Source organism: Nocardia sp. NPDC002869 (assembly GCF_046764065.1).
Taxonomy (GTDB): domain Bacteria; phylum Actinomycetota; class Actinomycetes; order Mycobacteriales; family Mycobacteriaceae; genus Nocardia; species Nocardia rhamnosiphila.
The window spans coordinates 1-21,500 of sequence record NZ_JBKOOL010000098.1 but is presented as its reverse complement, the minus strand read 5'-3'; the positions used below and the strand labels follow the sequence as shown (position 1 = coordinate 21,500).

Annotated in this window: 19 protein-coding genes and 1 pseudogene; 10 read left to right on the top strand and 10 right to left on the bottom strand. The window is 69.8% G+C overall.

The genetic code is table 11. The features are described from left to right. Positions 1-221: 221 nt before the first annotated feature. A complete protein-coding gene (locus tag ACLML9_RS18590) occupies positions 222-1,652 on the top strand; it encodes an RNA-guided endonuclease TnpB family protein (protein ID WP_411946715.1) in 1,431 nt (476 codons plus the stop codon). A 59-nt stretch (positions 1,653-1,711) separates the two neighbouring features. On the opposite strand, the gene ACLML9_RS18585 is transcribed toward ACLML9_RS18590, so the two are convergent. From ACLML9_RS18585 to ACLML9_RS18575, 3 genes are all read right to left on the bottom strand, one after another. Continuing rightward, positions 1,712-2,218 (bottom strand): DUF2771 domain-containing protein, encoded by a 507-nt coding sequence (locus tag ACLML9_RS18585; protein ID WP_411946714.1) that lies wholly within the window; start codon positions 2,216-2,218, stop codon positions 1,712-1,714. Then, the gene (locus tag ACLML9_RS18580) at positions 2,215-3,927 is read right to left on the bottom strand and encodes an MFS transporter (protein ID WP_411946717.1); all 1,713 of its coding nucleotides are present in this window, start codon (positions 3,925-3,927) and stop codon (positions 2,215-2,217) included. The genes ACLML9_RS18585 and ACLML9_RS18580 overlap by 4 nt, the downstream gene beginning before the upstream one ends. A gap of 644 nt (positions 3,928-4,571) precedes the next feature. Beyond that, positions 4,572-5,345: a glutaminyl-peptide cyclotransferase gene (locus tag ACLML9_RS18575; RefSeq protein WP_411946713.1), complete on the bottom strand. Its 774-nt coding sequence runs from the start codon at positions 5,343-5,345 to the stop codon at positions 4,572-4,574. A 47-nt stretch (positions 5,346-5,392) separates the two neighbouring features. Here ACLML9_RS18575 and ACLML9_RS18570 point away from each other — a divergent pair. Together ACLML9_RS18570 and ACLML9_RS18565 are read left to right on the top strand one after the other, a co-directional pair. Continuing rightward, positions 5,393-6,106: pseudogene (locus tag ACLML9_RS18570) on the top strand (DUF3027 domain-containing protein); the annotation flags it as partial. A gap of 802 nt (positions 6,107-6,908) precedes the next feature. Next, entirely contained in the window at positions 6,909-9,749 is a 2,841-nt protein-coding gene (locus ACLML9_RS18565) for a sacsin N-terminal ATP-binding-like domain-containing protein (RefSeq protein WP_411946716.1), read from the top strand. Between the two features lie 5 nt (positions 9,750-9,754). Here ACLML9_RS18565 and ACLML9_RS18560 read toward each other — a convergent pair whose 3' ends face one another. Beyond that, the gene (locus ACLML9_RS18560; RefSeq protein WP_411946712.1) at positions 9,755-10,381 is read right to left on the bottom strand and encodes a TetR/AcrR family transcriptional regulator; all 627 of its coding nucleotides are present in this window, start codon (positions 10,379-10,381) and stop codon (positions 9,755-9,757) included. A 135-nt stretch (positions 10,382-10,516) separates the two neighbouring features. Continuing rightward, the gene (locus ACLML9_RS18555; RefSeq protein WP_411946711.1) at positions 10,517-10,756 is read right to left on the bottom strand and encodes a DUF2530 domain-containing protein; all 240 of its coding nucleotides are present in this window, start codon (positions 10,754-10,756) and stop codon (positions 10,517-10,519) included. Between the two features lie 48 nt (positions 10,757-10,804). Here ACLML9_RS18555 and ACLML9_RS18550 point away from each other — a divergent pair, with 48 nt between their 5' ends. After that, complete coding sequence (locus tag ACLML9_RS18550; RefSeq protein WP_036514519.1) at positions 10,805-11,254, top strand: MarR family winged helix-turn-helix transcriptional regulator; 450 nt, start codon at positions 10,805-10,807, stop codon at positions 11,252-11,254. 67 nt (positions 11,255-11,321) lie between these two features. On the opposite strand, the gene ACLML9_RS18545 is transcribed toward ACLML9_RS18550, so the two are convergent. Next, the gene (locus tag ACLML9_RS18545; protein WP_030522800.1) at positions 11,322-11,723 is read right to left on the bottom strand and encodes a YccF domain-containing protein; all 402 of its coding nucleotides are present in this window, start codon (positions 11,721-11,723) and stop codon (positions 11,322-11,324) included. A gap of 78 nt (positions 11,724-11,801) precedes the next feature. Here ACLML9_RS18545 and ACLML9_RS18540 point away from each other — a divergent pair, with 78 nt between their 5' ends. Next, positions 11,802-12,605, top strand: a complete 804-nt coding sequence (locus ACLML9_RS18540) for a TrmH family RNA methyltransferase (RefSeq protein WP_411946710.1) — start codon at positions 11,802-11,804, stop codon at positions 12,603-12,605. Next, positions 12,602-12,910: a DUF2537 domain-containing protein gene (locus ACLML9_RS18535; protein ID WP_411946709.1), complete on the top strand. Its 309-nt coding sequence runs from the start codon at positions 12,602-12,604 to the stop codon at positions 12,908-12,910. Before ACLML9_RS18540 ends, ACLML9_RS18535 begins: the two co-directional genes overlap by 4 nt. 11 nt (positions 12,911-12,921) lie before the next feature. On the opposite strand, the gene ACLML9_RS18530 is transcribed toward ACLML9_RS18535, so the two are convergent. The 3 genes from ACLML9_RS18530 to serC form a co-directional block, all read right to left on the bottom strand. Beyond that, positions 12,922-13,704, bottom strand: a complete 783-nt coding sequence (locus ACLML9_RS18530) for a DUF6928 family protein (RefSeq protein WP_411946708.1) — start codon at positions 13,702-13,704, stop codon at positions 12,922-12,924. Between the two features lie 173 nt (positions 13,705-13,877). After that, positions 13,878-15,311, bottom strand: a complete 1,434-nt coding sequence (sepH, locus tag ACLML9_RS18525) for a septation protein SepH (RefSeq protein WP_411946707.1) — start codon at positions 15,309-15,311, stop codon at positions 13,878-13,880. A 223-nt stretch (positions 15,312-15,534) separates the two neighbouring features. Further along, positions 15,535-16,659: a phosphoserine transaminase gene (gene serC / locus ACLML9_RS18520; protein ID WP_411946706.1), complete on the bottom strand. Its 1,125-nt coding sequence runs from the start codon at positions 16,657-16,659 to the stop codon at positions 15,535-15,537. Positions 16,660-16,722: 63 nt separating this feature from the next. Between serC and ACLML9_RS18515 the strand changes: the two genes are divergently transcribed. After that, on the top strand, positions 16,723-17,436 hold the full coding sequence (locus tag ACLML9_RS18515) for a hypothetical protein (protein ID WP_411946705.1): 714 nt from the start codon (positions 16,723-16,725) through the stop codon (positions 17,434-17,436). A gap of 13 nt (positions 17,437-17,449) precedes the next feature. Here ACLML9_RS18515 and ACLML9_RS18510 read toward each other — a convergent pair whose 3' ends face one another. Beyond that, complete coding sequence (locus ACLML9_RS18510; protein ID WP_411946704.1) at positions 17,450-18,604, bottom strand: citrate synthase 2; 1,155 nt, start codon at positions 18,602-18,604, stop codon at positions 17,450-17,452. Between the two features lie 59 nt (positions 18,605-18,663). On the opposite strand from ACLML9_RS18510, the gene pdxH reads away from it, so the two are divergent. From pdxH to ACLML9_RS18495, 3 genes are all read left to right on the top strand, one after another. Continuing rightward, complete coding sequence (gene pdxH, locus ACLML9_RS18505) at positions 18,664-19,383, top strand: pyridoxamine 5'-phosphate oxidase (protein WP_411946703.1); 720 nt, start codon at positions 18,664-18,666, stop codon at positions 19,381-19,383. A 365-nt stretch (positions 19,384-19,748) separates the two neighbouring features. Continuing rightward, a complete protein-coding gene (locus ACLML9_RS18500; RefSeq protein ID WP_411946702.1) occupies positions 19,749-21,047 on the top strand; it encodes a citrate synthase in 1,299 nt (432 codons plus the stop codon). Positions 21,048-21,075: 28 nt separating this feature from the next. Further along, a complete protein-coding gene (locus tag ACLML9_RS18495) occupies positions 21,076-21,435 on the top strand; it encodes an FKBP-type peptidyl-prolyl cis-trans isomerase (protein WP_030522790.1) in 360 nt (119 codons plus the stop codon). Positions 21,436-21,500: the final 65 nt, after the last annotated feature.

Below are 21,500 nucleotides of genomic sequence, written 5' to 3'. Positions count from 1 at the left end.
TGACACTCACCCATCCGGCCTACGGGCAACTGCGCGTGGTGACGCCGTCGGTGTCGGTACTGCTCGCGAACAATCCGGGACCGATGACTCTGGACCGGCCCACTCTCGTCTCAGAGCGTGTCTGGGAACTGCAGTCCTTGGGCCTTGTCGATGTTGCTGCTGTCCCGGCCCACGGTCGGCGGCGGGGTTTGTGTCGGTGGCCTGTGCCACACTCCCCGGTGATGAGCCGACACACCGCGTTCCGGTACTGTCTCGACCCCACGGTCGAGCAGTGTGCCCGGCTTGCCCGGCACGCGGGTGCGGCCCGGTTCGCGTTCAACCAGTGCCTGCATATGGTGAAAACCGCGCTCACCTACCGCAAAACTGACCCGAGTTATCCGGTGCCGTGGACCCGATACGACCTGATCAACGCATTCAACACCTGGAAGAAAACCGAAGCCGCGGGCCGCGTCTTCACCGTCGGCACCAACGGGGCAACCGAGATACGGGTGACCGGACTGGCCTGGCGGGACCAGGTGTGCCAGCAGGTGTTCGAAGAAGCCGCCGTCGATTGCGGCCGCGCGCTCGCCGCGTGGTCGGACTCGCGGAGCGGGAAACGTCGAGGCCGCCGGATAGGGTTCCCGAAGTTCAAGAAGAAACACACCGGTACCCCCGCGTTCCGGCTGCGTAATAAACACTCCAAGGCGGCGCGGGCGGCGATCCGGGTCGGTGACCTGGGGATCCCGCGGGCGGTGACCCTGCCCGGTCTCGGGACACTGCGGGTTCGTGACGACACCCGCCGGTTGCGCCGCATGCTTGCCGGTGGGCGGGCCAGGATCTTGTATGCCACGGTTTCGATGCGGGCGGGTCGCTGGTGGATCAGCCTGGCGGTCGAGGCGGCCGATCTGCATCCTGCCCACCACCACCGGCCCCGGGGCAGTGGTGATGGTGGTGGCTGGGTCGGGATCGACCGCGGTTTGTCGGCGTTCCTGGTCGCCGCCACCGCCGACGGTGCTGAAACCGTCCGGATCAATCGGGCGCCCAAGCCGCTGGCCGCCGGGCAAGCCCGGCAGCGGCGGTTGGCGAAAGCATTGTCGAGGAAACAGAAGGGATCACGTAACCGGACAGAGGCCGCTGCCCGGTTGGCGCGCCACCATCGCCGGATCGCCGATGTTCGTCGCCATTTTCTGCATCAGGTCACCAACCGGCTGGTCAAGACCCACGATCGGCTCGTAATCGAAGACCTGCATGTGGCCGGGATGCTGCGCAACCGGCGTCTGTCACGGGCGGTCAGAGATGCCGGATGGACGGATTTCGCGCGGCTGCTGCACTACAAACAGCAGTGGCGCAGTGGTGCCGTGGTCACTGCGGATCGCTGGTTCCCGTCGAGTAAACGGTGTTCGGCCTGTGGTGCGGTGAACGCGGGGCTCACGTTGGCGGATCGGGTGTTCACCTGTGGGTGTGGGTACCGGGCGGATCGGGATCTGAATGCCGCGGTCAACCTCGCCGCCTGGGCCGGCAATGGAGACGTGTCAAGATCCCCGGACCTCCGAGCAGGGGGCCGGGTTACCAATGTCCGCCGACGGGAAGGCGCTGACCGGCACCCTGCGGGTGCCGGTGCAACCGGCCCGGACGACGCGGAAACCACGGTTGATTCCCCGGTCAGGGTGTGAACCGAGGACGCCCGGGAAGGGCGGTGTCCGGTAACCCACACGAGTTATCAGACACGCTGTCAGGCCGTCTTGATCGACCACACCGCGTGGGGGATGGGGAATTCGTTACCGGCCTCGTCGATCGCGATGATCATCACCTGCAATTCCACGCCGATCAGTTCCAGCCCCGGTTCCGGCCGGGAGGCAACGGTCAGGGCGCGGGTGTTCGCCGGATGGTCGCGGTAGGAACTGGGCCGCTCGACGATCTCTCCGTTCTCGCGGGCGTACAGCGGCAGCAGTTCCCACGGGCTCTCCACAAGAGCGTCCGGTAGCGAGATCTGCAGAGGGTTACCGGCCGGCACATCGAGATAGACGGTTTCGCCCTGCCGGCAGTCCTCCATCCGCACCGTGCAGTAGCGGAACGGCGGCACCGTCACGGTGGTGCCGTGCGCGTAGGCGGTGAGTTCCGGGTCCTTCGGCTCGGCGTTCCGGGCCAGCAGCCAGACCACGCCGGCGGTCGCGGCCACCAGCACCAGGATCCCGGCCAGGGCCAGCGCGAGGGTCGTGCGGACTTTGTTCGTACTCACCGGGCGGCTTCTCCTCGTGGGGGGTCGTAGTTCGGAAATTCCTGCTCGGCGTGCAGCGGTCGGCGACCGCCGAGACCGGGCAGCAGACTGAACCCGCGGTAGCTCAGCACAGTCTGGACGAGCCCCCCGACCAGTACCGCACTGACCACCGCGAAACCCTTCCAGTAGTCGGTCGGCAGCAAAACTCCGCCCGCGCCGCCGATCACCCAGCTGAGCTGCAGGACAGTTTCGGACCGCCCGAACCCGGAGGCGATCGACTCGGGTGGTAGATCGTCCTGGATGGCGGCATCGAGCGAGACCTTGGCCAGCGCGCTCGCCCCCGCGGCGACCAGGGCGGCCACCGCCGCGCCGAACAGGTTGTCCATCACCACGGCGATGACGGCGACGGCCGCGCAGCCGATCGTGCAGTTCACCACGATCAGCGAGGGCCGTCCGAGCCGGAGCCGCGCCCCGGCGGCGTTACCCGCGAAATTACCGAGGGCGGCGGCCGCGCCGACCAGCCCGAGCATTGCGGCCTGCTGGACCGGACGGTGTTCGGTGGCCTTGGCCACGAACGCGACGTAGAAGGTCAGGAATCCGGTGAGCACCCGGATACTGCCGTTACCCCACAGTCCGGTGACGACGGCGCGGCCCAGCGGCTGCCGGCGTTTTCGGGCCGGTACCGCGGTCTCGTCGGCAGGGTCGTACGCCTCGGTGTCCCCGGCGCGGGCGTGGTAACCGAGGGTGGTCGGCACCTCGCCCTCGGTGATCTCCACCCAGCGCGGGATCTTCCAGCTCAGATACGCCCCGCCGACGGCGATCCCGGTGGCCAGGATCAGCGCACCGGTCGAGCCCGCGATCGCCGCGACGGCCGCGGCGAGGCCGCCGGCGCCCAGGGTGCCGCCGACCAGGCCGAACACGGTCAGCCGGGAGTTCGTGCGCACCAGGTCGATATCGGGCGGCAGAACTCGGGGTGTCACCGCGCTCTTGAGTACCGCGAACGATTTGCTGAGCACCATCATGCACAGCGCCAGCGGGTACAGCACCCAGCTGTCGAAACTGAAGATCAGCACCACCGCCACGACCGCGCGCACGGCGAACGAACTGGCCAGGGCCAGTCGCCGCCCGCGCTGGAGCCGGTCCAGCGCCGGCCCGATGAGCGGCGCGATCACCGCGAACGGGGCGATCGTGATCAGCAGGTACAGCGCGACCTTCGTTTTGCTCTCCGCGGTCGCACTGGCGAAGAACAGGGTGTTGGCGAGCGCGACCGCGATCGCGGCGTCCAGTGCGAAATTCGCCATCGTGGCGTAGGTCAGCGCGGTCAACCCGGATTTGCCCGCGCCGTCGGCCTCGGCCGCCCGCCGGAAGGTGGCGATGCCTTTTTCGGTGATCTCCCGGCCGCGCATCGCCGCCACCCGGGTGACGGTGAGTTTGCGCGGGACACGCCGGCCCTCGGCATCGTCGTGTTCCGGGGCGGCTTCCGCGCTCGGGTACTCCTTGGTCGCGGCCGGTTCTTCGGCGCCGCCGGCGTTCGCGGCGGTTCGTCGATCACTCGTACTGTCCGGTTCGGTGCGATCCCGCGCCGCGGCGCCGGGACTCGGCCGGTCCCAGGGTCCGGAGCGGCCCTCGGCGGAAGACGAGCCTGGGCCGGCGGGACCGGACCCAGCCGGATCACGCCGGGCACCGGGACCGGGGGAGAGTGCCGTACCGCCGGGGGCACGGTAATCGATGGGCGGGTTCGGCCGGAAGCGGGACGCCGACTCCGGTACGGCGCCACCGGCCCGCGGATCGGGACGGCCCGCGGTGGGAGCCCCGGGGATCGGCCGTTCCCACTCGGGCCGCCGGTTGTCCCCGAAGGAGGGCGGAGTGCCGTTCGGCCCGCCGGCCCGCCGGCTCGGGCCCGGTTCCACCGTCCCCGGCCGGCCCGGCGGCTCGACCGGGTCCGCCGACCCGCGCGACCCGCTCAGTGAGCCGAGCAGGCGAGCGAAACGACCCTCCCGCCCCGGCGCGCGGTCCCGCGCCTCCACCGGCGGGATCCGATGACCACTCTGCGCCGGCCCGGACGAATGGTCGTCCGGCCGCGCGGCGCCGGACTCGGCGGCGGGCAGCGGACGGGTCGGCGGCGGGGCCGGACGGCGGTTGCCGGGGTCGGGTTCCCGATTGCGGTGTGGCACGTTCGGCGGGGGGTAGCGGTCGAAACCTGGATGCCGCTGGGGTGGCGGAGACTCGCCGGCGGGCCACTGACCGCGATCGGAACCGGAGGGATCGCGGGAAGTGGGCACATCATCAATTCTGGCCCACGGTGACGCCCGGCAAACTCCGCCCTGCTCACAGCGGCCGGAAAGTGAGATGTGTCGCTGTACCGCCGCACCGGTCAGGCCGGGGCGAAACGAACCTCGAACACCGTGGGCCAGTACTTTCCGGTGAGCAGGAAGCGGTCGGTCCCGGGAATCTGGGCGATCCCGTTGAGCACATCGGTCTGCGCGCGTTCGGCGGGTGACAGCAACCCGGTGGCATCGATGACCGCCAGGACACGCCCGGTTTCCGGATCGATCCGGAGAATCTCGTCGCTCGGCCAGGAGTTGGCGTAGACCGAGCCGTCCTCGGCGCATTCGAGTTCGTTCAGGCGCGCGTCGGTGTGATCGGTCAGCGCGACCGACCTGCTCGGCGCGAAGGTCACCGGATCGCGGAAGGTGAGCCCGGCCGATCCGTCGCTCATGACCAGTTGCCCGTTGCGGCTGCACAGGCCCCAGCCCTCGCCCTCGTAGCGCACCTGGCGCTTCTCTGCCAGCGTCCGCGGGTCGCGGGCGAAGGCGACCCCTTCTTTCCAGGTGAGCTGCCACAGCGTGTCGCCGGCCAGGGTGATGCCCTCACCGAAGAACGGCGGCGGGAGCTGGACGCGGGCGAGTTCGGCGCCGGTGGCGCGATCGGTCGTCCGCACGCCGGAGAACCCGACCATCCCGGTGCTCTCGTACAGCACCTCGCCGTCGATCTCCAGCCCCTGCGTGAACGCGCCCAGGTCGTGCCGATGGGTCGCCAGCACCTCGATGTCCAGGCGCGGTACCGCGTCGTCGGTGTTGCGGCAGGCGGCCGCGGCGAGCAGGCAGACCAGCGCGGTACCGACCCAGGTTCGCCGAGTGCGCTTCATACGGCAAAATGTAGACCGTGAGCGCAGTATCTGTTTCGGACACCGAGGTGCGGACGATCCTGGCAAGGGCCGTCGACCTGGCTCGTAGTGCGCTCGTGGACCTGGAACCGACCGGGGTCGGAGCGCATCTGGGAGTACGGGCCGAGGACGAATGTTCGGCGACGCACCGCTTCGAGGCCACGTTGCCCGGCTACCGCGGCTGGCAATGGGCGGTGGTGGTGGCCGCCGCGCCCGGCGCCGACCGGGTGACCGTGAGCGAGTCCGCGTTGCTGCCCGGGCCCGACGCGTTGATCGCGCCGGAGTTCGTGCCGTGGGAGCAGCGCATCCGGCCCGGCGATCTGACGCCCGGCGACCTGCTGGCCCCGCCCGCCGGCGACCCACGTCTGGCCCCCGGCTACACCGCCACCGGCGACCCCGAGGTCGATGAGACGGCCCCCGAGGTGGGTTTGGGCCGCAAACAGGTGCTCAGCCTGGAGGGCCGGGCCGACGCGGCCGAACGCTGGTACGCCGAGTACGGCCCCGATACCGAGATGGCCAAGGCCGCTCCCGGCTCCTGCGAGAGCTGCGGTTTCTATCTGCCGCTGGCCGGTGCGCTGCGCGCCTGTTTCGGCGTCTGCGCGAACGCGATGGGCGCCGACGGCCATGTGGTCCACATGGGATACGGCTGCGGCGCGCATTCGGATACCCAGCTGCCGACAGGCGCCGGGTCACCGATCTACCAGGCCTACGACGACGCCGCCATCGAGGTGGTCGCGGTGCCGGCGAAGTCGCCGGAGACCGTGCCCGGCAGCGAGGCGGCCGCCGAGGCCGACGTCGCACCGGATGCGGTGGTGCCGGGGCAGGCGGTCGTGACCGCCCCACCGGTGCAGGGGGCGGGATCGGAAGCGGGGGCGCCCGAATCCCGGACTGTTACCGGGGCTGTGAGTCCGGCCGGTAGGTCCGCCGCTGCGGGTCCGGCCACGAGCGCCACCGGCGGCCCGGCCAGTACGAGCGCGCCCGGCCCGGTCGGCGAGACCATCGGCGAATCGGTCGCCTCGTCCAGCGGAGAGGCGGCTGCCGAAGCCACCGGCGACCTGGGTTCCGAGTCCGGGCCCGAGCCCGTCGGCAACCCCGCCGAAGTCGCCGCCCATCCGGTGGATACCGCGCCGGCCGGCGCCGACTCCGCCGATTCCGCGAACGAGCCGGTCGAGGTGACCGCCGCGGGCCCGGCGGAGTCCGGCCCCGCCGCCGCACGGGAAACCGCCGATCCGGCGGCCGAGCGCGAGTCGGCCGCCGCGGACGCGGAACCCGAAACCGCCGCCACCGACCGGACCGGTGCACCGGCCGCTGGGACGGAGAGCGGCGAGGACACCGCGCCGGAGAGCGGCGACTCGGTTCCCGGTCCGGCCGACAGCTGACAAACGGCACTAACCGGCCGAGTCCGGCTTCGTCGAACGGCTGTCGGCCCGGTGCCCGGGCCGGTAGTCGACCGCTCTCCGTTGTGCGCGGCATGCCCGGTCCGTCCGGACACGTACGCTGTCTCGCGTGAGTGAGACCGGTGCGGTGGGCGATACGTTCGGGCCAGTGGAAACAGATGGCGGCACCGCGGATCCCTTCGGCACCGCCGACCTGCGTGCCGCGGTACTGGCCGCCTGGCGGGATTCCCCGACCCGGCTGCGTGAGGACGCCGCTACCGAGGCGGACCTGGTGCGCGCCGGCTACCGCGATCGCCTGCTGACGGAACTGGCGCAGAACGCGGCGGACGCGGCGGTGAAGGCGGGGGTGCCGGGCCGGCTCACCGTACGATGCACGGGCCGGACTCTCTCGGTCGCCAATACCGGCGCGCCGCTGGATATCGCCGGGGTACACGCGCTGACGGCCCTGCGGGCGTCGGGGAAATCGGGGAGCGGCGGGGAGACCGGACGGTTCGGTGTCGGTTTCACGGCTGTGCTGACGGTCTCCGACGAGCTCGAATTCCGCTCCACCAGTGGCTCGCTGCGTTTCTCCCGGGAGTTGACCGGTGCGGCATTGCGCGCGTCCGGCGTTCCGGCCCCGGGCGATAGGGATGTGCCGGCGCCGCCCGTGCTGCGCCTCGCCTGGCCGGTGACCGCCGCCCCGGCCGCCGGCGCGGATACCGAGATCGTGCTGTCGTTGCGTGCCGGAATCGACCCGGCCGCACTGCTGGAATCCATGCGGGCCGAGGCCGTGCACCTGCTGCTGGAGTTGCCGGCGCTGCGCGAGATCCGGATCGGCGACGAGGTGGTGCGCGCCGAGACCCGTGATTCGCGGTGCGCGGGAGTGCGCGAGTTGCGGATCAGTGGTTCCGGCACCGAACAGGTGTGGTGGGAATACCGGACCGCGCGGGCGCGCTGGCTGTTGCCGTTGCGCGACGGGATCCCGGTGCCCGCCGCGCCCGACGTGCTGCGGGCACCGACCCGTTCGGACGAAGAGCTGTCCCTGCCGGCGGTACTGATTGCCGATATCCCGATGCAACCCGACCGCCGGCGCGTGCTGCCGGGCAATCATCCGGCCGAACTCGCCGCCGGGTACGCCGGTTTCGCCCGCGCGCTGCCCCCGCGGTACCGGCTCGTGCTGGTACCGGCTCCGGGATTCGCGCGCAGCGAGATCGACGGGCTCCTGCGCGAGGCGATCCTGCGTGAACTGCGTACCGGTACCTGGCTGCCGGTGGTCGCCGCACCCGCGGACGCCGCGCCCGCGGACGCCGGTCTCGACGAAGCCCCCCGCGAAGGCGCCGCGGACGACCGGGTGGCCGTACCCGCGCGGGCGAGCGTATTCCCCGATCTCACACCCGAACTGGCCGGGCTGCTGGGTGGGGTACTCGATCCGCTGGTGGTCCCGGAACTGTCCGGTGCCCGCTACGCCGAGGCACTCGCGGCGCTGGCGGTGCACCGGCTCGGCCCGGCTCGGCTGGCGGAGTTGTCCGCCGGGCTGGAACGGCCGCCTGCCTGGTGGTTCGCTTTCTACTCCGCGCTGGAACCGTTCGTCACCGACCCGCTGACGGTGGAGGAACTCGGCGCCCTGGCGGTGCCGCTCGCCGACGGAAGGTCGGTGACGGGTCCGCGGACGGTGGTGCTGGACGACGAACTCACGGCGCTGCCCGCGGCGGTTCCGGTGCACTGGGCGCGGCTGGTGCATCCGGACGCGTCGCATCCGCTGCTGGCACGCCTCGGTGCGCAGCGGGCGCGGATCGCGGATCTGCTGTCGGATCCCGCCTTACAGGCGGAACTGACCGAGCACCCCGACGATCCGGAGACGATCGAGGCGGTGCTCCGGTTGGCCGCGGCGGCCGAACCGGACGACCTGCCGGACTGGCTCGGCCTGCTCGAACTCCCCGACAGCTCCGGTGGTGCGCGCCCGGCCGACGAACTGCTGCTCCCCGAGGCCCCCTTGATCGAACTCCTGGTCCCGGATTCGCCGTTCGGGGTCGTCGCGCGGGAGGTGGTCGCCGAATACGGTGCCGACGCGCTCCGGGCGATCGGTGTCGGATGGGATTTCGGGGTGGTCACCGAAACCGACCCCACCGGCCCCGACCATCACCTCGACGACGAGGAGACCTGGTGGTCCGGGCTCGCCGAGGACCCCGCGGAACTGGTCGCCGTGCGTGACCTGGATCTGGTGGACGACGCGGCCTGGCCGGAGGCGCTGTGGCGGTTGCTCACCACGGAACGGACCCGGCCGCTGCTCGGTGACCCGGACGGTTACACGGCGTGGTGGTTGCGCCACTACGCCCGGATCGACGGCATCGCGCTGGGCGGCTATCGGCATCCGGCGGATACCGAATTCACCAGACTACTGCCGGAACTCCCGATCGCCGGCCTGTCCACGGCCGACCTCGACGCATTGCGCGGCTGTCTCGCCGCCCCCGCGACCTTGGATCGCGACCTCGTCGAAGCGCTGCTGGCGGCGCTGGCCGACAGCGAGAAGACTCCGGCGCCCGAGGTGGTCGCCCTGGTCCATGCCCGGCTCGGCGCCGCGGTGCCGCGGCTGGATCTCGGCACACTCGATCCGCCCGATCGCGTCCGGGCCCTGTCCGGAGCGGTGATCGACGCCGCGGACGCCCTGGTGCTGGACCGGCCCTGGTTCGGCCTCGCGGTGCCCGCGGACCGGCTCGTGGTCGCCGATCCGGCGACCGCAGCCGACCTCGCGTTGCTGCTGGATCTGCCGTTGGTCTCCGAACAGGTCGACGCGGAGGTGGTCGGCCCGGGTCACGAAACCGATTGGGCGGGGGAGCCGCTGGGCGTGGTCCTGCGCCGGCTGTTCGACCTGCCACCGCAGGACGGACCTCTGGTCCTCCACGACGAACTGCGTATCCGGCTGACAGGCGCGGTCACTCGGACGGTCACCGTGCCGTGGTGGCAGGACGGTTCGACCACCCATGTGCGGCGCCCCGGCCGGCCCGCCTGACCCGGCTATTCCGCGTGCCCGGCCAGCGCCGCGGCGAGCAGATCGAGCTGGGTGCGCACGCTTTCGCTGTCGTTGTCGACCAGCCAGCGCAAGACGAGGCCGTCGATCACGCTGAGCGTGAAACGCGAGAGCTGGGCCACCGGAACCGTCCAGGCGCTCCCGGTGGCGTCGCGGGCGTGATCGAGGAGATCGGCGACGGTGGAATCGTTGAAGGCGTACTGTTCCCGGGCGATCGCCAGTTTCGCGGGGGTCTGTTCGCCCTCGCGCAGCGCGTAGGTGGTGGTCTCGTAGGTGAGCAATTGACGTTCGGGTGTGGCTTCGATATTGAGCCACATGAGTTCCAGGCCCCCGCGCAACAGGTCGCGTAGCGCCGTATTACCGCTGCCCGCTTCCTGCCAGACCGATTCGCCTGCGTCCACCGAATCGCGCAGCTCCATCGACAACGCCTTGACCAGCTCGGTCATCAGCGCGTCCTTGTTCTCGAAACAGTAGTGCACCACGCCTAGCGAGACACCCGCCGCCTGAGCGACATCGCGGGTGGTCACCCCCGCGACCCCCTTTTTCTCGGCAAGGCCGATCGCGGCCTCGATAAGGTGGGCCCGTCGTTCTTCGACGCTCAATCGGGAGGACACCTGAGCGAGTTTGGCCCGGCAGGCCCGAACAGTCAATTCCCCGGCGGGCAGCACTCGACAACCGGGGTCCGATCGGACCCCGGTTGCTGTCTCCGACTATGTCGCCGCCGGTGCCGGAAAGCCCGGCTTCGACGGTCACAACCCGGTCTGTGCGCCCTTGTCACCGCGCCGGGCACCGCGCCGTTGTACCGCGAAGATGATGTACCCGAGCAGTCCGACCGCCAAACCCATGAGGCATACCGGGCGAGCCGATTCCCACCGCGGCCCGCTGAGCCAGACCACCACGGTCGCGACGGCGAACAGCGCGCACCCGAGGGCGAGGACCGGCCGGGGGTCGGTCAGCCACGTGGGTAACTGCGGGAGCTGCGGGTCCATTCGATCAGCGTAACCGCTGTACGCACGCCGATCCGACGTGTGTCACGTATGGTTCACTTTGTGACTACCCACTCGGATGTGCGGGCGCTCGCCAGCGACCTCTCGCTGGCGGTGGTGCGCTTGACGCGGCATCTAAGGGGACGGCGGACGGAATCGCAGATATCGCTGACCCAGCTCTCGGTTCTGGCCACCCTCGGCAACGAGGGCGCGATGACGCCCGGTGCGCTGGCGGCCAAGGAACGAGTCCAGCCTCCTTCGATGACCCGGGTGATCGCCTCACTCACCGATCTCGGTCTGGTGGAGCGCAACCCGCATCCGACCGACGGCCGGCAGATCATCGTATCGCTCTCCACGACCGGGCACGCGCTGCTCGCCGATGAGCGCAGTGCCCGGGAAGCCTGGATGAGCGCCCAGCTCGCGGGTCTGGAACCCGATCAGCTCGAGGATCTGCAACGAGCGGTCGCGATCATGAACCAGATCGTCGCCGATTCGGAGTGAAGCGGTAGCGGCCGGGGCCTCGGGCCCTGCGGACCGGAGATCATCCGTGGCCCCCTGCGCCGCGACCTCAGCGCGCCGCGAACGGCCGGTCGCTGTCGACGATTTCGCGGCCGAGCGGGAACAGCGCGAGCGGAATCAGTTTGAGATTCGCCCAGGCGAACGGAATTCCGATGATCGTGCAGGCCAGGGCGATGCTGGTACCCAGATGGCCGAGGGCCAGCCACCAGCCGGCGACCACGAACCAGATGATGTTGCCCAGCAGCGCGCCCGCGCCGGCCCCCGGTTTCTCGACCGTGGTGCGGCCGAACGGCCACAGCATGTAGACACCGTTGCGCAGCGCGGCGACCCCGAACGGGATCGTGATGATGAGGACGAAGCAGATCAGGGCGGCCAGGAAATAGCCCAGCGCCATCCAGAACCCCGCGAGGACGAGCCACAGGATATTGAGCAGGAGCTGGATCGGCTTCATATTCCGAGCATGCCCTAAAGCGGCGCCGAGCGCACCCGCCACGGACCGTCGCCGGCGGGGCTTGGCAGGATGGGCGCCGTGGCCGTGGTTCTCGAGGTGGACAGTGTGGACGATCCGCGGGTCGACGATTTCCGCGATCTGAAAGCCGCCGACCGCAGACCCGATCGGCCCGGCGGGAAGGGCCTGGTCATCGCGGAGGGAACTGTGGTGGTGCGGCGCATGCTGGATTCGCCTTTCCGGCCGCACGCGCTGCTCGGCGTGGACAAGCGGTGGCAGGAACTCGCGCCCGAGCTCGCGGCGGTGGATGTGCCGTTCTACCGGGCCTCGGCGGAAGTGATGGCCGAGGTGGTCGGGTTCCATCTCAACCGGGGTGTGCTTGCGGTGGCGAACCGGCCGCCGGAACGCGATTTCGACGAGATCATCGCCGCTGCCACCACCGTCGCGGTGCTCGAAGGCGTGAACGACCACGAGAACCTCGGGTCGATGTTCCGCAACGCGGCCGGTCTGGGAGTGGACGCGATCCTGTTCGGCGATCGCTGCGCGGATCCGCTGTACCGTCGGTCCGTGCGGGTTTCGATGGGACATGCGCTGCGGGTGCCGTTCGCCCGGGTACCGGAGTGGCCGGACGGGCTCGACCGGCTGCGGCGCCGGGGGTTCCGGGTGGTGGCCCTGACCCCGGACCCGGCGGCCCCGACGCTGGCCGCCGCGCTCACCGGCGACCGGGTGGCGCTGCTGCTCGGTGCCGAGGGCCCCGGCCTGACCGAGGAAGCCATGGCGGCGGCGGATGTGCGGGCGCGGATACCGATGTCGGCGGGAACCGATTCGCTGAACGTGGCGACCGCGGCGGCGATGGCGTTCTACGAGCGGGTGCGGGCGTCGTGACCCCGGCGATCGGGAGCGCCGGTCCCGGCCGGCGGCCCGGCCCACCCGGTGAACCCACCCCGTGGGCGGCGGGTATCACGGTCGCCGTCCTGGTGGCGGCGCTGACCGCCGTCGGCGTATTCGCCTTCGGGGCGGCGCTCGCCCGGGTGCACCCCGTGCTGTCACTGGCGGTGAATCTGGTCGCGGTCGGCGGGGTCGCGCCCACCGTGTGGCGTTGGCGGGCGCGTCCGGTGACCCGCTGGGTGCTGGCCGGCGCGAGTACGGGGGTGGCGCTGGCCTGGATCGCCCTGCTGTGCTCTGTGTGACCGGGACCGGTCTACTGATCGGCGCCCACGGCGGCTTCGTGTCCGCGCAGCCAGGACAGCAGGCCTTTTCGTTCGTGCGCGGCCCGATTGTTCGGTTGCGGGGGTTCCGGATCGTCCGGGCGATCTTCGCGGGGACGTAACCGGAAACCACAGACCCGGATGTCCTTGGGATCCACCGGGCGGGCAGCACCGGCGCCGGCCGCGATCTCACGATCCGCGGTGGCCGCGGGGAAGTACCGGAAACCCAGCCATTCGTGGTTGGCGGTATCGGCGAAACCGGGGGGATCGAACGGTAGGACCAGCGGATCGGGTAGTTCGCCGAGCCGCCACGCGATCGGATGTTCGCCCGCCCAGTGCGGCCGCTCCCAGATATGCGGCAGACCGTGGTCCTGCAGGATATTGAGCCGGGTGGAACTGAACGCCCGGCGCAGTTCGCCGCGCTCCCAGTGCGCGAACGCCCCCCAGCCGTATTCGAGATCGAACGACACCAGATAGGTGTGCTCTTCGGCGAGCGGCCGCACCAGCAGTTCCGGGATGGCGGTCGGCTGCACCCGGGCGGCGTAGGAACTGCACAGCAGAGTGAGGCCGGGATAGCTGCCGATATAGACCTCGTCGGCGTCCGGGCCGTCGACGTCGCCGAGGGTGACCGATTCGGTGGGTTCTATATCCAGGTCGGGATGGAGTTGCCGGGCCAGCGCGTAGGCCGCGTCCGGATCGGGGTCCGGATCGGCGCGTAGCACCGCCGGCGGGTCGGGGGTATCGACGTACCACACGGATGAAACCTTGGACAGCATCGGTCCACCTCCGATAGCGCACGAAACCAGGTCGCGAACTCCGCGGCGCAACTACTGTCGTCGTCCGGGCTGGCCCCGGAATCATCGGACCGCGTCGCCGTATACACCGAACTTACTCGCGCAAACGGATGATCCGGGCGGTTGCGCGGGGTAACACGCCGGTCCGCAGCCGGTCAGTGACCCGAACTGCGGACGCCGAGCAGGACGTCCTCCCACGACGGCATGGGTGCCTTGCCGCGCTTGGCCCGGGGTGCGGGCTTCGTGGCTTTGGCGGGAGGTTTCTTGGCCGCCGGCTTCGTCTCGGCCGGTTCGGGATCCGGTGTTTCGGCAACGGGCTCCTCGGCGGGAGCCTCCGGTGTATCGGCTTCCGCGGGCGCCGGAGCGGCGGTGGTCTCGGCGACGGCCGGTGCGGCGGTTTCCGCCGTAGCCGCCGCGGGGGCCGGTTCGGCGGGGGCCGGTTCGGCGGCCGCGGGCACAGGCTGCGGCGCCTCCACCGGGGCGGGCGCGGCCGTCGCGGCCGCCGGCGGAGCCGGCTCGGGCGCGACGGCAGCCGGTGCCGGCTCGGGCGCCGATGGAACGAGTTCAGGAGCGGTGGGTTCGGGGGCGGCGATTTCGACCGGGACAGGCGGTATTTCGGCCGTCGGGGTGGGCGCCGCAGGCGGGGCGGCTGCCGGGGCCGGCGCGGGCCGGGGCGTCGCGGGGCGAGCCGGTTCGGCGGGGACCGGATAGGTTTCGGCCGGAGGCCGGTAGGTATCCGCGGGCGGGCGGTAGCTTTCGGCGGGTGCGCTCGCCGCCGGGGTGCCCGCGGGCAGCGCCGTGCCGCCCGGCCGGGTGCCGCCGGGGGCGAGCGGGGTCGCGGTGGCGGGCAGCGGTGTCGTACCGCCGGCGGCCACGGCGCGCTGCTCGTAGTAGCCGTCGACGGCGGCGGCGCGGGCGGGTTCCCGCCGGGGCTCGGCCACCGGTTCGGCCGCGGCCGCGGGCTCGGATTCGACGGGCAGGATCGAGGCGAGACCACGCAGCGCGCGACCGAAATCCGGATCGATCAGATCGGTGGCCGGATCATCGAGCGGGGAAACGCTGCCGCCGTGCGCGTCCGGCTGATAGCGCCAGTGCGCGGCGATCTCCGAACGGCCGTTCTGCCACTGCAACTGGGCGACCCAGAAGCCTTTCTCGTCCTTCCAGGCATCCCATTCGGCGTTGTCGAGGGTATGCCCGCGCGCGGTGAAAGCGGCGGTCACCACATCGATCAGGATCTCCACGGCCGGGCCGTCGGGACGGATCGGATGCGCCTTCTGCGCGAGTTCGGCCGCACGGGCCCGTTCCAGCAGCACCGGATAGGCGAACCGCTCCACCCGGCTCACCGGCATACCGGATTCCTGCATCACCTGCTCGACCGACGCGCCGGCACGGATTCGAGCCTGGATATCGCGAGGACGCATAGTAGCTTCCATTTCGATCTCGATCTGGCCGAATCGGGCAAGGTCGCCGCGGGCGGCGGCACGAAGTTTGTCGTCGGCGGGAAGCCGGAATTTCTGACCACTTTCGGTGTCGACGCACACGATATGGGCGGAGTCGGGCGTCACCCCGATCACTCGAAGTTCACGCACCGTAACCTCCTTATCGCGTCGCTCGCGATACCGCCCACGTTCTGAAACAGTAGTGCACTTCTGGGATTCGTGTGGCAAGACACGCGGCACCGAAATGTACCCTGTGGCCGTCATCTACCGCTAATCTGCTCTATTCCCTTGTGTATCAAGTTGATTCCGTAGGACGTCGGCGGGCCCGCCGCGCGACACGCGCGACGGGCCCGAACCCGCAGGTGATCTCGCCTCAGCCGAGGTTTTCCACGACCCAGTCGATGCAGCGGGTCAGTTGTCCGACGTCCTCGGGGTCGATCGCCGGGAACATCCCGACGCGCAATTGGTTGCGGCCCAATTTGCGGTACGGCTCGGTATCGACGATGCCGTTGGCCCGCAGTGTCTTGGCCACCGCGGCGGCGTCCACCGAGTCCGCGAAATCGATGGTGCCCACGACCTGGGACCGGTGCGCCGGATCGGTGACGAACGGGGTGGCGAATTCACTGGCCTCGGCCCACGCGTACAACCGCGACGAGGAATCCAGGGTGCGCTTCACCGCCCAGTCCAGACCGCCGTTGCGGTTGAGCCAATCGATCTGGTCGGCGAACAGCAGCAGGGTCGCCAGGGCCGGGGTGTTGTAGGTCTGGTCCTTGAGACTGTTCTCGATGGCGATCGGCAGCGAGAGGAAGTCCGGGGTCCAGCGACCGGATTCCTTGATCTCCGCCACCCGCGCCAGCGCGGCCGGACTCATGAGCGCGATCCACAGACCACCGTCGGCGGCGAAACATTTCTGCGGGGCGAAGTAGTAGACGTCGGCGTCCGCGATGTTCACCGGCAGCCCACCCGCACCGGAGGTGGCGTCGATGGCGATGAGCGCGTTCTCCGCACCGGCCGGCCGCTGCACGGGCACGGAGACACCGGTGGAGGTCTCGTTGTGCGCCCAGCCGATCAGGTCGGCGGCGGGGTCGGCGACCGGCTCCGGCGCGCTGCCCGGATCGGCGGAGACGACGATCGGGTCGCCGAGGAACGGGTTCTTCTTGGTGACACTGGCGAACTTGGCGCTGAACTCGCCGTAGGTGAGGTGCAGGGAACGCTCCCGGACCAGGCCGAACGCGGCAGCATCCCAGAACGCGGTGGTGCCGCCGTTGCCGAGGACGACCTCGTAGCCCTCCGGGAGGGAGAACAGGTCCCGTAACCCGGAACGGACCCGGGCCACCACATCTTTGACCGGTTTCTGGCGGTGGCTGGTGCCGAATACCGAGGCGCCCACCTCCACCAGGGACTGCAGCTGCTCCGGGCGAACCTTGGACGGACCGCAGCCGAAACGACCGTCGGCGGGCTTGAGGTCTTCGGGGATGGTCGGGAACGCACTGGTCATGGCGAACAGCGTAACCGCGCCGTTGCTGTGCCGCGTACCACACTCCGGCTAACGTGAACGGGTATGAGCATGCGGTCGTCGAGGGGCGCTGCCGAGGGTGGATCCGGTGACAGCCGGGCGCGGGGCCGGAGCGAACTCCCGGGTTCGCCCGGACCGCTCACCCGGTGGCGCGACCTGCTCCCGCGCCGCTTCCGGCGTCGCGGGGAAGCCCCCACCGGCCCCGATCGCCGGGATCTGCTGGCCACCGGAACGGCGGGTTCGGCGACCGTGCTGGCGACCCGCACCCGCCGGACCGAACCCGGCTACACCTTCCGGGTCCGCGTCCGGCTGCCCGGGTTGCCGCCCTACGAGGCCCAGGTACGCCAGCGCGTCTCCGGCGCCGAACTGGACCGCATGCGGCCGGGCGATCTGGTGTGCTGCCGGGTCGACCCCGACGACCGCGACCGTATGGTGCTGTATCTCCCCGGTGATACCGACCCCGGCCGGGCCGGCCTGACCAAAATCCTCGCCGAGGGGCGCCGGGCCGAGGCCACGATCCTGGCGGTGACCGCGGTGGATGCCGACTATTGCGGCTGCGACGACCCGGTCCTGCGCCTGGACCTGGAGCTACGCGCCTGGGACGAACCCGGCCCCTGGCGCGTCAGGGTGGTCCAGTCGGTCCCCTTGGCGGCCATCGGCCTCCTGGATCTCGGCGCCAAACTGGAAGCAGCGTTCTTCGCCGTGGATACCGGACAATCGGTGGCCATCGACTGGGAAGCCGAACCCGAACGAAGGTGATGGCCCAGTCCCGCTACGCGGACTGAACCGTGTGTACCTCGCGCCACCCCGCGACGTCCTGCGGTTTCCGGGGGCCCGGGCCGGTGTAGATCGCCGCCGGCCGGACCAGCTTGCCCAGTTTCTTCTGCTCCATGATGTGCGCGCACCAGCCGGCGGTCCGGCCGCAGGTGAACATGGCCGGCATCATATGGGCCGGAACCTCGGCGAAGTCGAGGATGACCGCGGCCCAGAATTCGACATTCGTTTCGATGGCGCGGTCGGGGCGGCGTTCGCGGAGTTCGGCCAGGGCCGCCTGTTCGAGGGCGGCGGCCACTTCGTAGCGCGGCGCGGCCAGGCGGGCGGCGGTATCGCGCAGGACCCGGGCGCGCGGGTCCTGGGCCCGGTAGACCCGGTGGCCGAAGCCCATCAGCTTTTCCTTGCGGTCCAGGATCCCCTTGACCAGCGCGCGGGCATCCCCCGTGCGTTCCACCTCTTCGATCATGGGCAGGACCCGGGTGGGGGCGCCGCCGTGCAGCGGCCCGGACATGGCGCCGATGGCTCCGGAGAGCGAGGCGGCCACGTCGGCGCCGGTGGAGGCGATGACCCGGGCGGTGAAGGTGGAGGCGTTCATACCGTGTTCGGCCGCCGAGACCCAGTAGGCGTCGATGGCTTCGGTATGGCGCGGGTCGGGGTCGCCTTTCCAGCGGGTCATGAAGCGGTCGGTGACCGTGGTGCATTCATCGATGCGGCGCTGCGGTACGGCGGGCTGGTAGATGCCGCGGGCCGATTGCGCCACATAGGACAGTGCCATCACCGAGGCGCGGGCCAGGTTTTCCCGGGCGGTGGCGTCGTCGATATCCAGTAGCGGCCGATAGCCCCAGATGGGGGCGAGCATGGCCAGGCCGGCCTGGACGTCGACGCGCACGTCGCCGGTGTGTACCGGCAGCGGGAACGGTTCGGCCGGTGGGAGGCCGTGCCCGAATTCGCCGTCGACCAGGAGGGCCCAGACATCGCCGAAGGTGACCCGGTTGCCGACCAGGTCCTCGATGTCCACGCCGCGGTAGCGCAGCGCGCCACCGTCCTTGTCCGGTTCGGCGATCTCGGTGGTGAACGCGACCACCCCCTCCAGGCCGCTGACGAAATCGTCCGGCACCCCGCCGGACCTCGATACCGCGGAATTGGTGGTCATAGGGACTCTCCTCTCACCAGAACTCTAGCGCCGAGCTACTCGGGAGTAACGTCTGGCCCATGGCCGATGTGGAGGAGACAGGTGCCGATCTCGGCGCCATGCGTGCCGAATACGGTGCGGCGCATCCGGGTTCGCGGAACTCGGGAACATTGCTGGGTGTGCACGACACGGAACTGGACGAACTCTCGGTGGCCGGGGGCTGGGAGCCGCTGCTACGGCTGTGGATAGAACAGGCGACCGTCGCCGGGATCGCCGAACCCAATGCCATGGTGCTCGCGACCCTCGCCGGGACCGGGGCGGATGTCCGACCGGTGACCCGCACGGTGCTCTGCAAGGGCCTTTCACCGGAGGGCGTCATCTTCTATACGAATTACGAATCGGCCAAGGGCGCCCAGCTCGCGGCGACGCCGTACGCCTCGGCGACCTTCCTCTGGCCGCAGCTGGCCCGCCAGGCCCATGTCCGCGGCCGGGTGGACCGGGTACCCGCCGAGGTGACCGAGCGGTACTGGCGGTCGCGGCCGCGGGAATCCCAGCTCGGCGCGTGGGCCTCGCGTCAGTCCGAACCGATCGGCTCGCGCGCCGAACTCGACGAACAGCTGGTGCGGACCATCCGGCGTTTCGCCGCGGTGGACGAGGTGCCCGTCCCGCCGCACTGGGGTGGTTATCTGCTGCATCCCGACGAGGTGGAGTTCTGGCAGGGGCAGCGCGGGCGACTGCACAACCGGATCGTGGTCCGTATCGATGACGCCGGTATGTCGGTGCGGCGTCTCCAGCCGTGATGAAGCGAGCGGGCCGGTCGTGTCCAGGCCCGTTACATTTCCGCCGGTGATGTTTCGCACGGTTTCGCCGACGGGCTTGTGGGTACGCTCTGTGAGCGGTGGCGAGCGGCGCTTTCCGTGGATGTGGCACGGGCGTTGTCCACAACCGGCCGAGATCGAATCTCATGGGCATTTTCCCCGGTCACAGCCATACCGACCGGCAGGCGAACCGCTGAATCCCACGCCCGCGCGGGCGGATTGTGAGATCGGTGCGCGGGTACCCTCCCCGCCGGTCCCACCGGAGCAAGGACTAGCGTCTACCGATAACGCACCGTGTGCCGACCGCATGCGATGCCGACGGTCTTGAGCCTGAGAGGGAACCTTCCGTGCCGGAGAATCACGTAAATGACGCCAAGCCGGTTCTCACCTACCCCGGTGGCGAATACCCAATGACAATCACGCAGGCTGCCGAAGGAAACGACGGTATCGACCTCGGCAAGCTGCTGGCGAGTACGGGATATACAACCTATGACCCGGGTTTCGTCAACACCGCGTCGACCAAATCGGCCATCACCTATATCGATGGCGAAGAGGGCATTCTGCGCTACCGCGGTTACCCGATCGAGCAGCTCGCGGACAACTCGACCTTCATCGAGGTCAGCTATCTGCTGATCTACGGCGAGCTACCCACCCAGGATCAGCTCGAGGATTTCACCGACAAGATCCGCCGGCACACCCTGCTGCACGAAGACCTGAAGCGCTTCTTCGACGGTTTCCCCCGTAACGCGCACCCGATGCCCGTCCTCTCCTCGGCGGTCAACGCGCTCTCGGCCTACTACCAGGACTCGCTGGACCCCCGCGATCCCGAACAGGTCGAACTGTCCACCATCCGGCTGCTGGCCAAACTGCCCACCATCGCCGCGTATTCGTACAAGAAGTCGGTGGGCCAGCCGTTCCTCTACCCCGACAACTCGCTGTCGCTGGTGGAGAACTTCCTGCGGATGACCTTCGGCTTCCCGGCCGAGCCCTACCAGGTCGACCCGGAGATCGCCGCCGCCCTGGATATGCTGCTCATCCTGCACGCCGACCACGAGCAGAACTGCTCCACCTCCACGGTCCGGCTGGTCGGCTCCTCCGACGCCAACCTGTTCACCTCCGTTTCCGGCGGTATCAACGCACTGTGGGGTCCGCTGCACGGCGGCGCCAACCAGGCGGTGCTGGAAATGCTCGACGGTATCCTCGCCGCCGGCGGTGACGTCAAGGAATTCATCCGCAAGGTCAAGAACAAGGAAGACGGTGTGAAGCTGATGGGCTTCGGGCACCGGGTCTACCGCAACTACGACCCGCGCGCCGCGATCGCCAAGAAGCACGCCGACACCATCCTGAGCAAGCTCGGCAGCGATCCGCTGTTCGATATCGCCCAGGCCCTCGAAGAGGCCGCGCTCACCGACGATTACTTCGTCGAGCGCAAGCTCTACCCGAACGTCGATTTCTACACCGGCGTCATCTACAAGGCCATGGGCTTCCCGACCCGCATGTTCACCGTGCTGTTCGCCATGGGCCGGCTTCCGGGCTGGATCGCGCACTGGCGGGAAATGCACAGCGAAGCCATCAAGATCGGCCGTCCGCGGCAGATCTACACCGGCTATGGTGCACGGGACTATTCCGAAATCACCAACCGCTGAATCGATTGAATCGAAGGGGATTCAAGGCATGAGCAAACCGGAGATCGAATTTCAGGCGGGCCCCCCGCCCACCGAACTGGTCATCAAGGACATCACAGTCGGCGAAGGCCCGGAAGCCGTTCCCGGCGGTACCGTCGAAGTGCACTACGTCGGAGTGGAATTCGATACCGGCGAGGAATTCGACTCGTCGTGGAACCGCGGCGAATCGATCACCTTCCCGCTGCGTGGTCTCATCCAGGGCTGGCAGGACGGAATTCCGGGTATGAAGGTCGGCGGCCGTCGCCAGCTCACCATCCCGCCGGAACTGGCCTACGGCCGGGCAGGCGGGGGACACCACCTGTCCGGTAAGACCCTGGTCTTCGTGATCGACCTGCTGGACGCCAAGTAGGTCCGCGTGCGGGGCGAACGCCCCCTCGGCAACACATCTCGGCCCCGGAGCTGCGGCTCCGGGGC

Bases quoted from the DNA above. Each gene is read 5' to 3' on its own strand.
- ACLML9_RS18530 (WP_411946708.1), bottom strand. From the start codon at position 13,704: ATGCTGTCCAAGGTTTCATCCGTGTGGTACGTCGATACCCCCGACCCG.
- ACLML9_RS18555 (WP_411946711.1), bottom strand. From the start codon at position 10,756: ATGGACCCGCAGCTCCCGCAGTTACCCACGTGGCTGACCGACCCCCGG.
- ACLML9_RS18495 (WP_030522790.1), top strand. From the start codon at position 21,076: ATGAGCAAACCGGAGATCGAATTTCAGGCGGGCCCCCCGCCCACCGAA.
- ACLML9_RS18510 (WP_411946704.1), bottom strand. From the start codon at position 18,604: ATGACCACCAATTCCGCGGTATCGAGGTCCGGCGGGGTGCCGGACGAT.
- ACLML9_RS18515 (WP_411946705.1), top strand. From the start codon at position 16,723: ATGAGCATGCGGTCGTCGAGGGGCGCTGCCGAGGGTGGATCCGGTGAC.
- ACLML9_RS18550 (WP_036514519.1), top strand. From the start codon at position 10,805: ATGGTTCACTTTGTGACTACCCACTCGGATGTGCGGGCGCTCGCCAGC.
- ACLML9_RS18575 (WP_411946713.1), bottom strand. From the start codon at position 5,345: ATGAAGCGCACTCGGCGAACCTGGGTCGGTACCGCGCTGGTCTGCCTG.
- pdxH (WP_411946703.1), top strand. From the start codon at position 18,664: ATGGCCGATGTGGAGGAGACAGGTGCCGATCTCGGCGCCATGCGTGCC.
- serC (WP_411946706.1), bottom strand. From the start codon at position 16,659: ATGACCAGTGCGTTCCCGACCATCCCCGAAGACCTCAAGCCCGCCGAC.
- ACLML9_RS18545 (WP_030522800.1), bottom strand. From the start codon at position 11,723: ATGAAGCCGATCCAGCTCCTGCTCAATATCCTGTGGCTCGTCCTCGCG.
- ACLML9_RS18590 (WP_411946715.1), top strand. From the start codon at position 222: ATGAGCCGACACACCGCGTTCCGGTACTGTCTCGACCCCACGGTCGAG.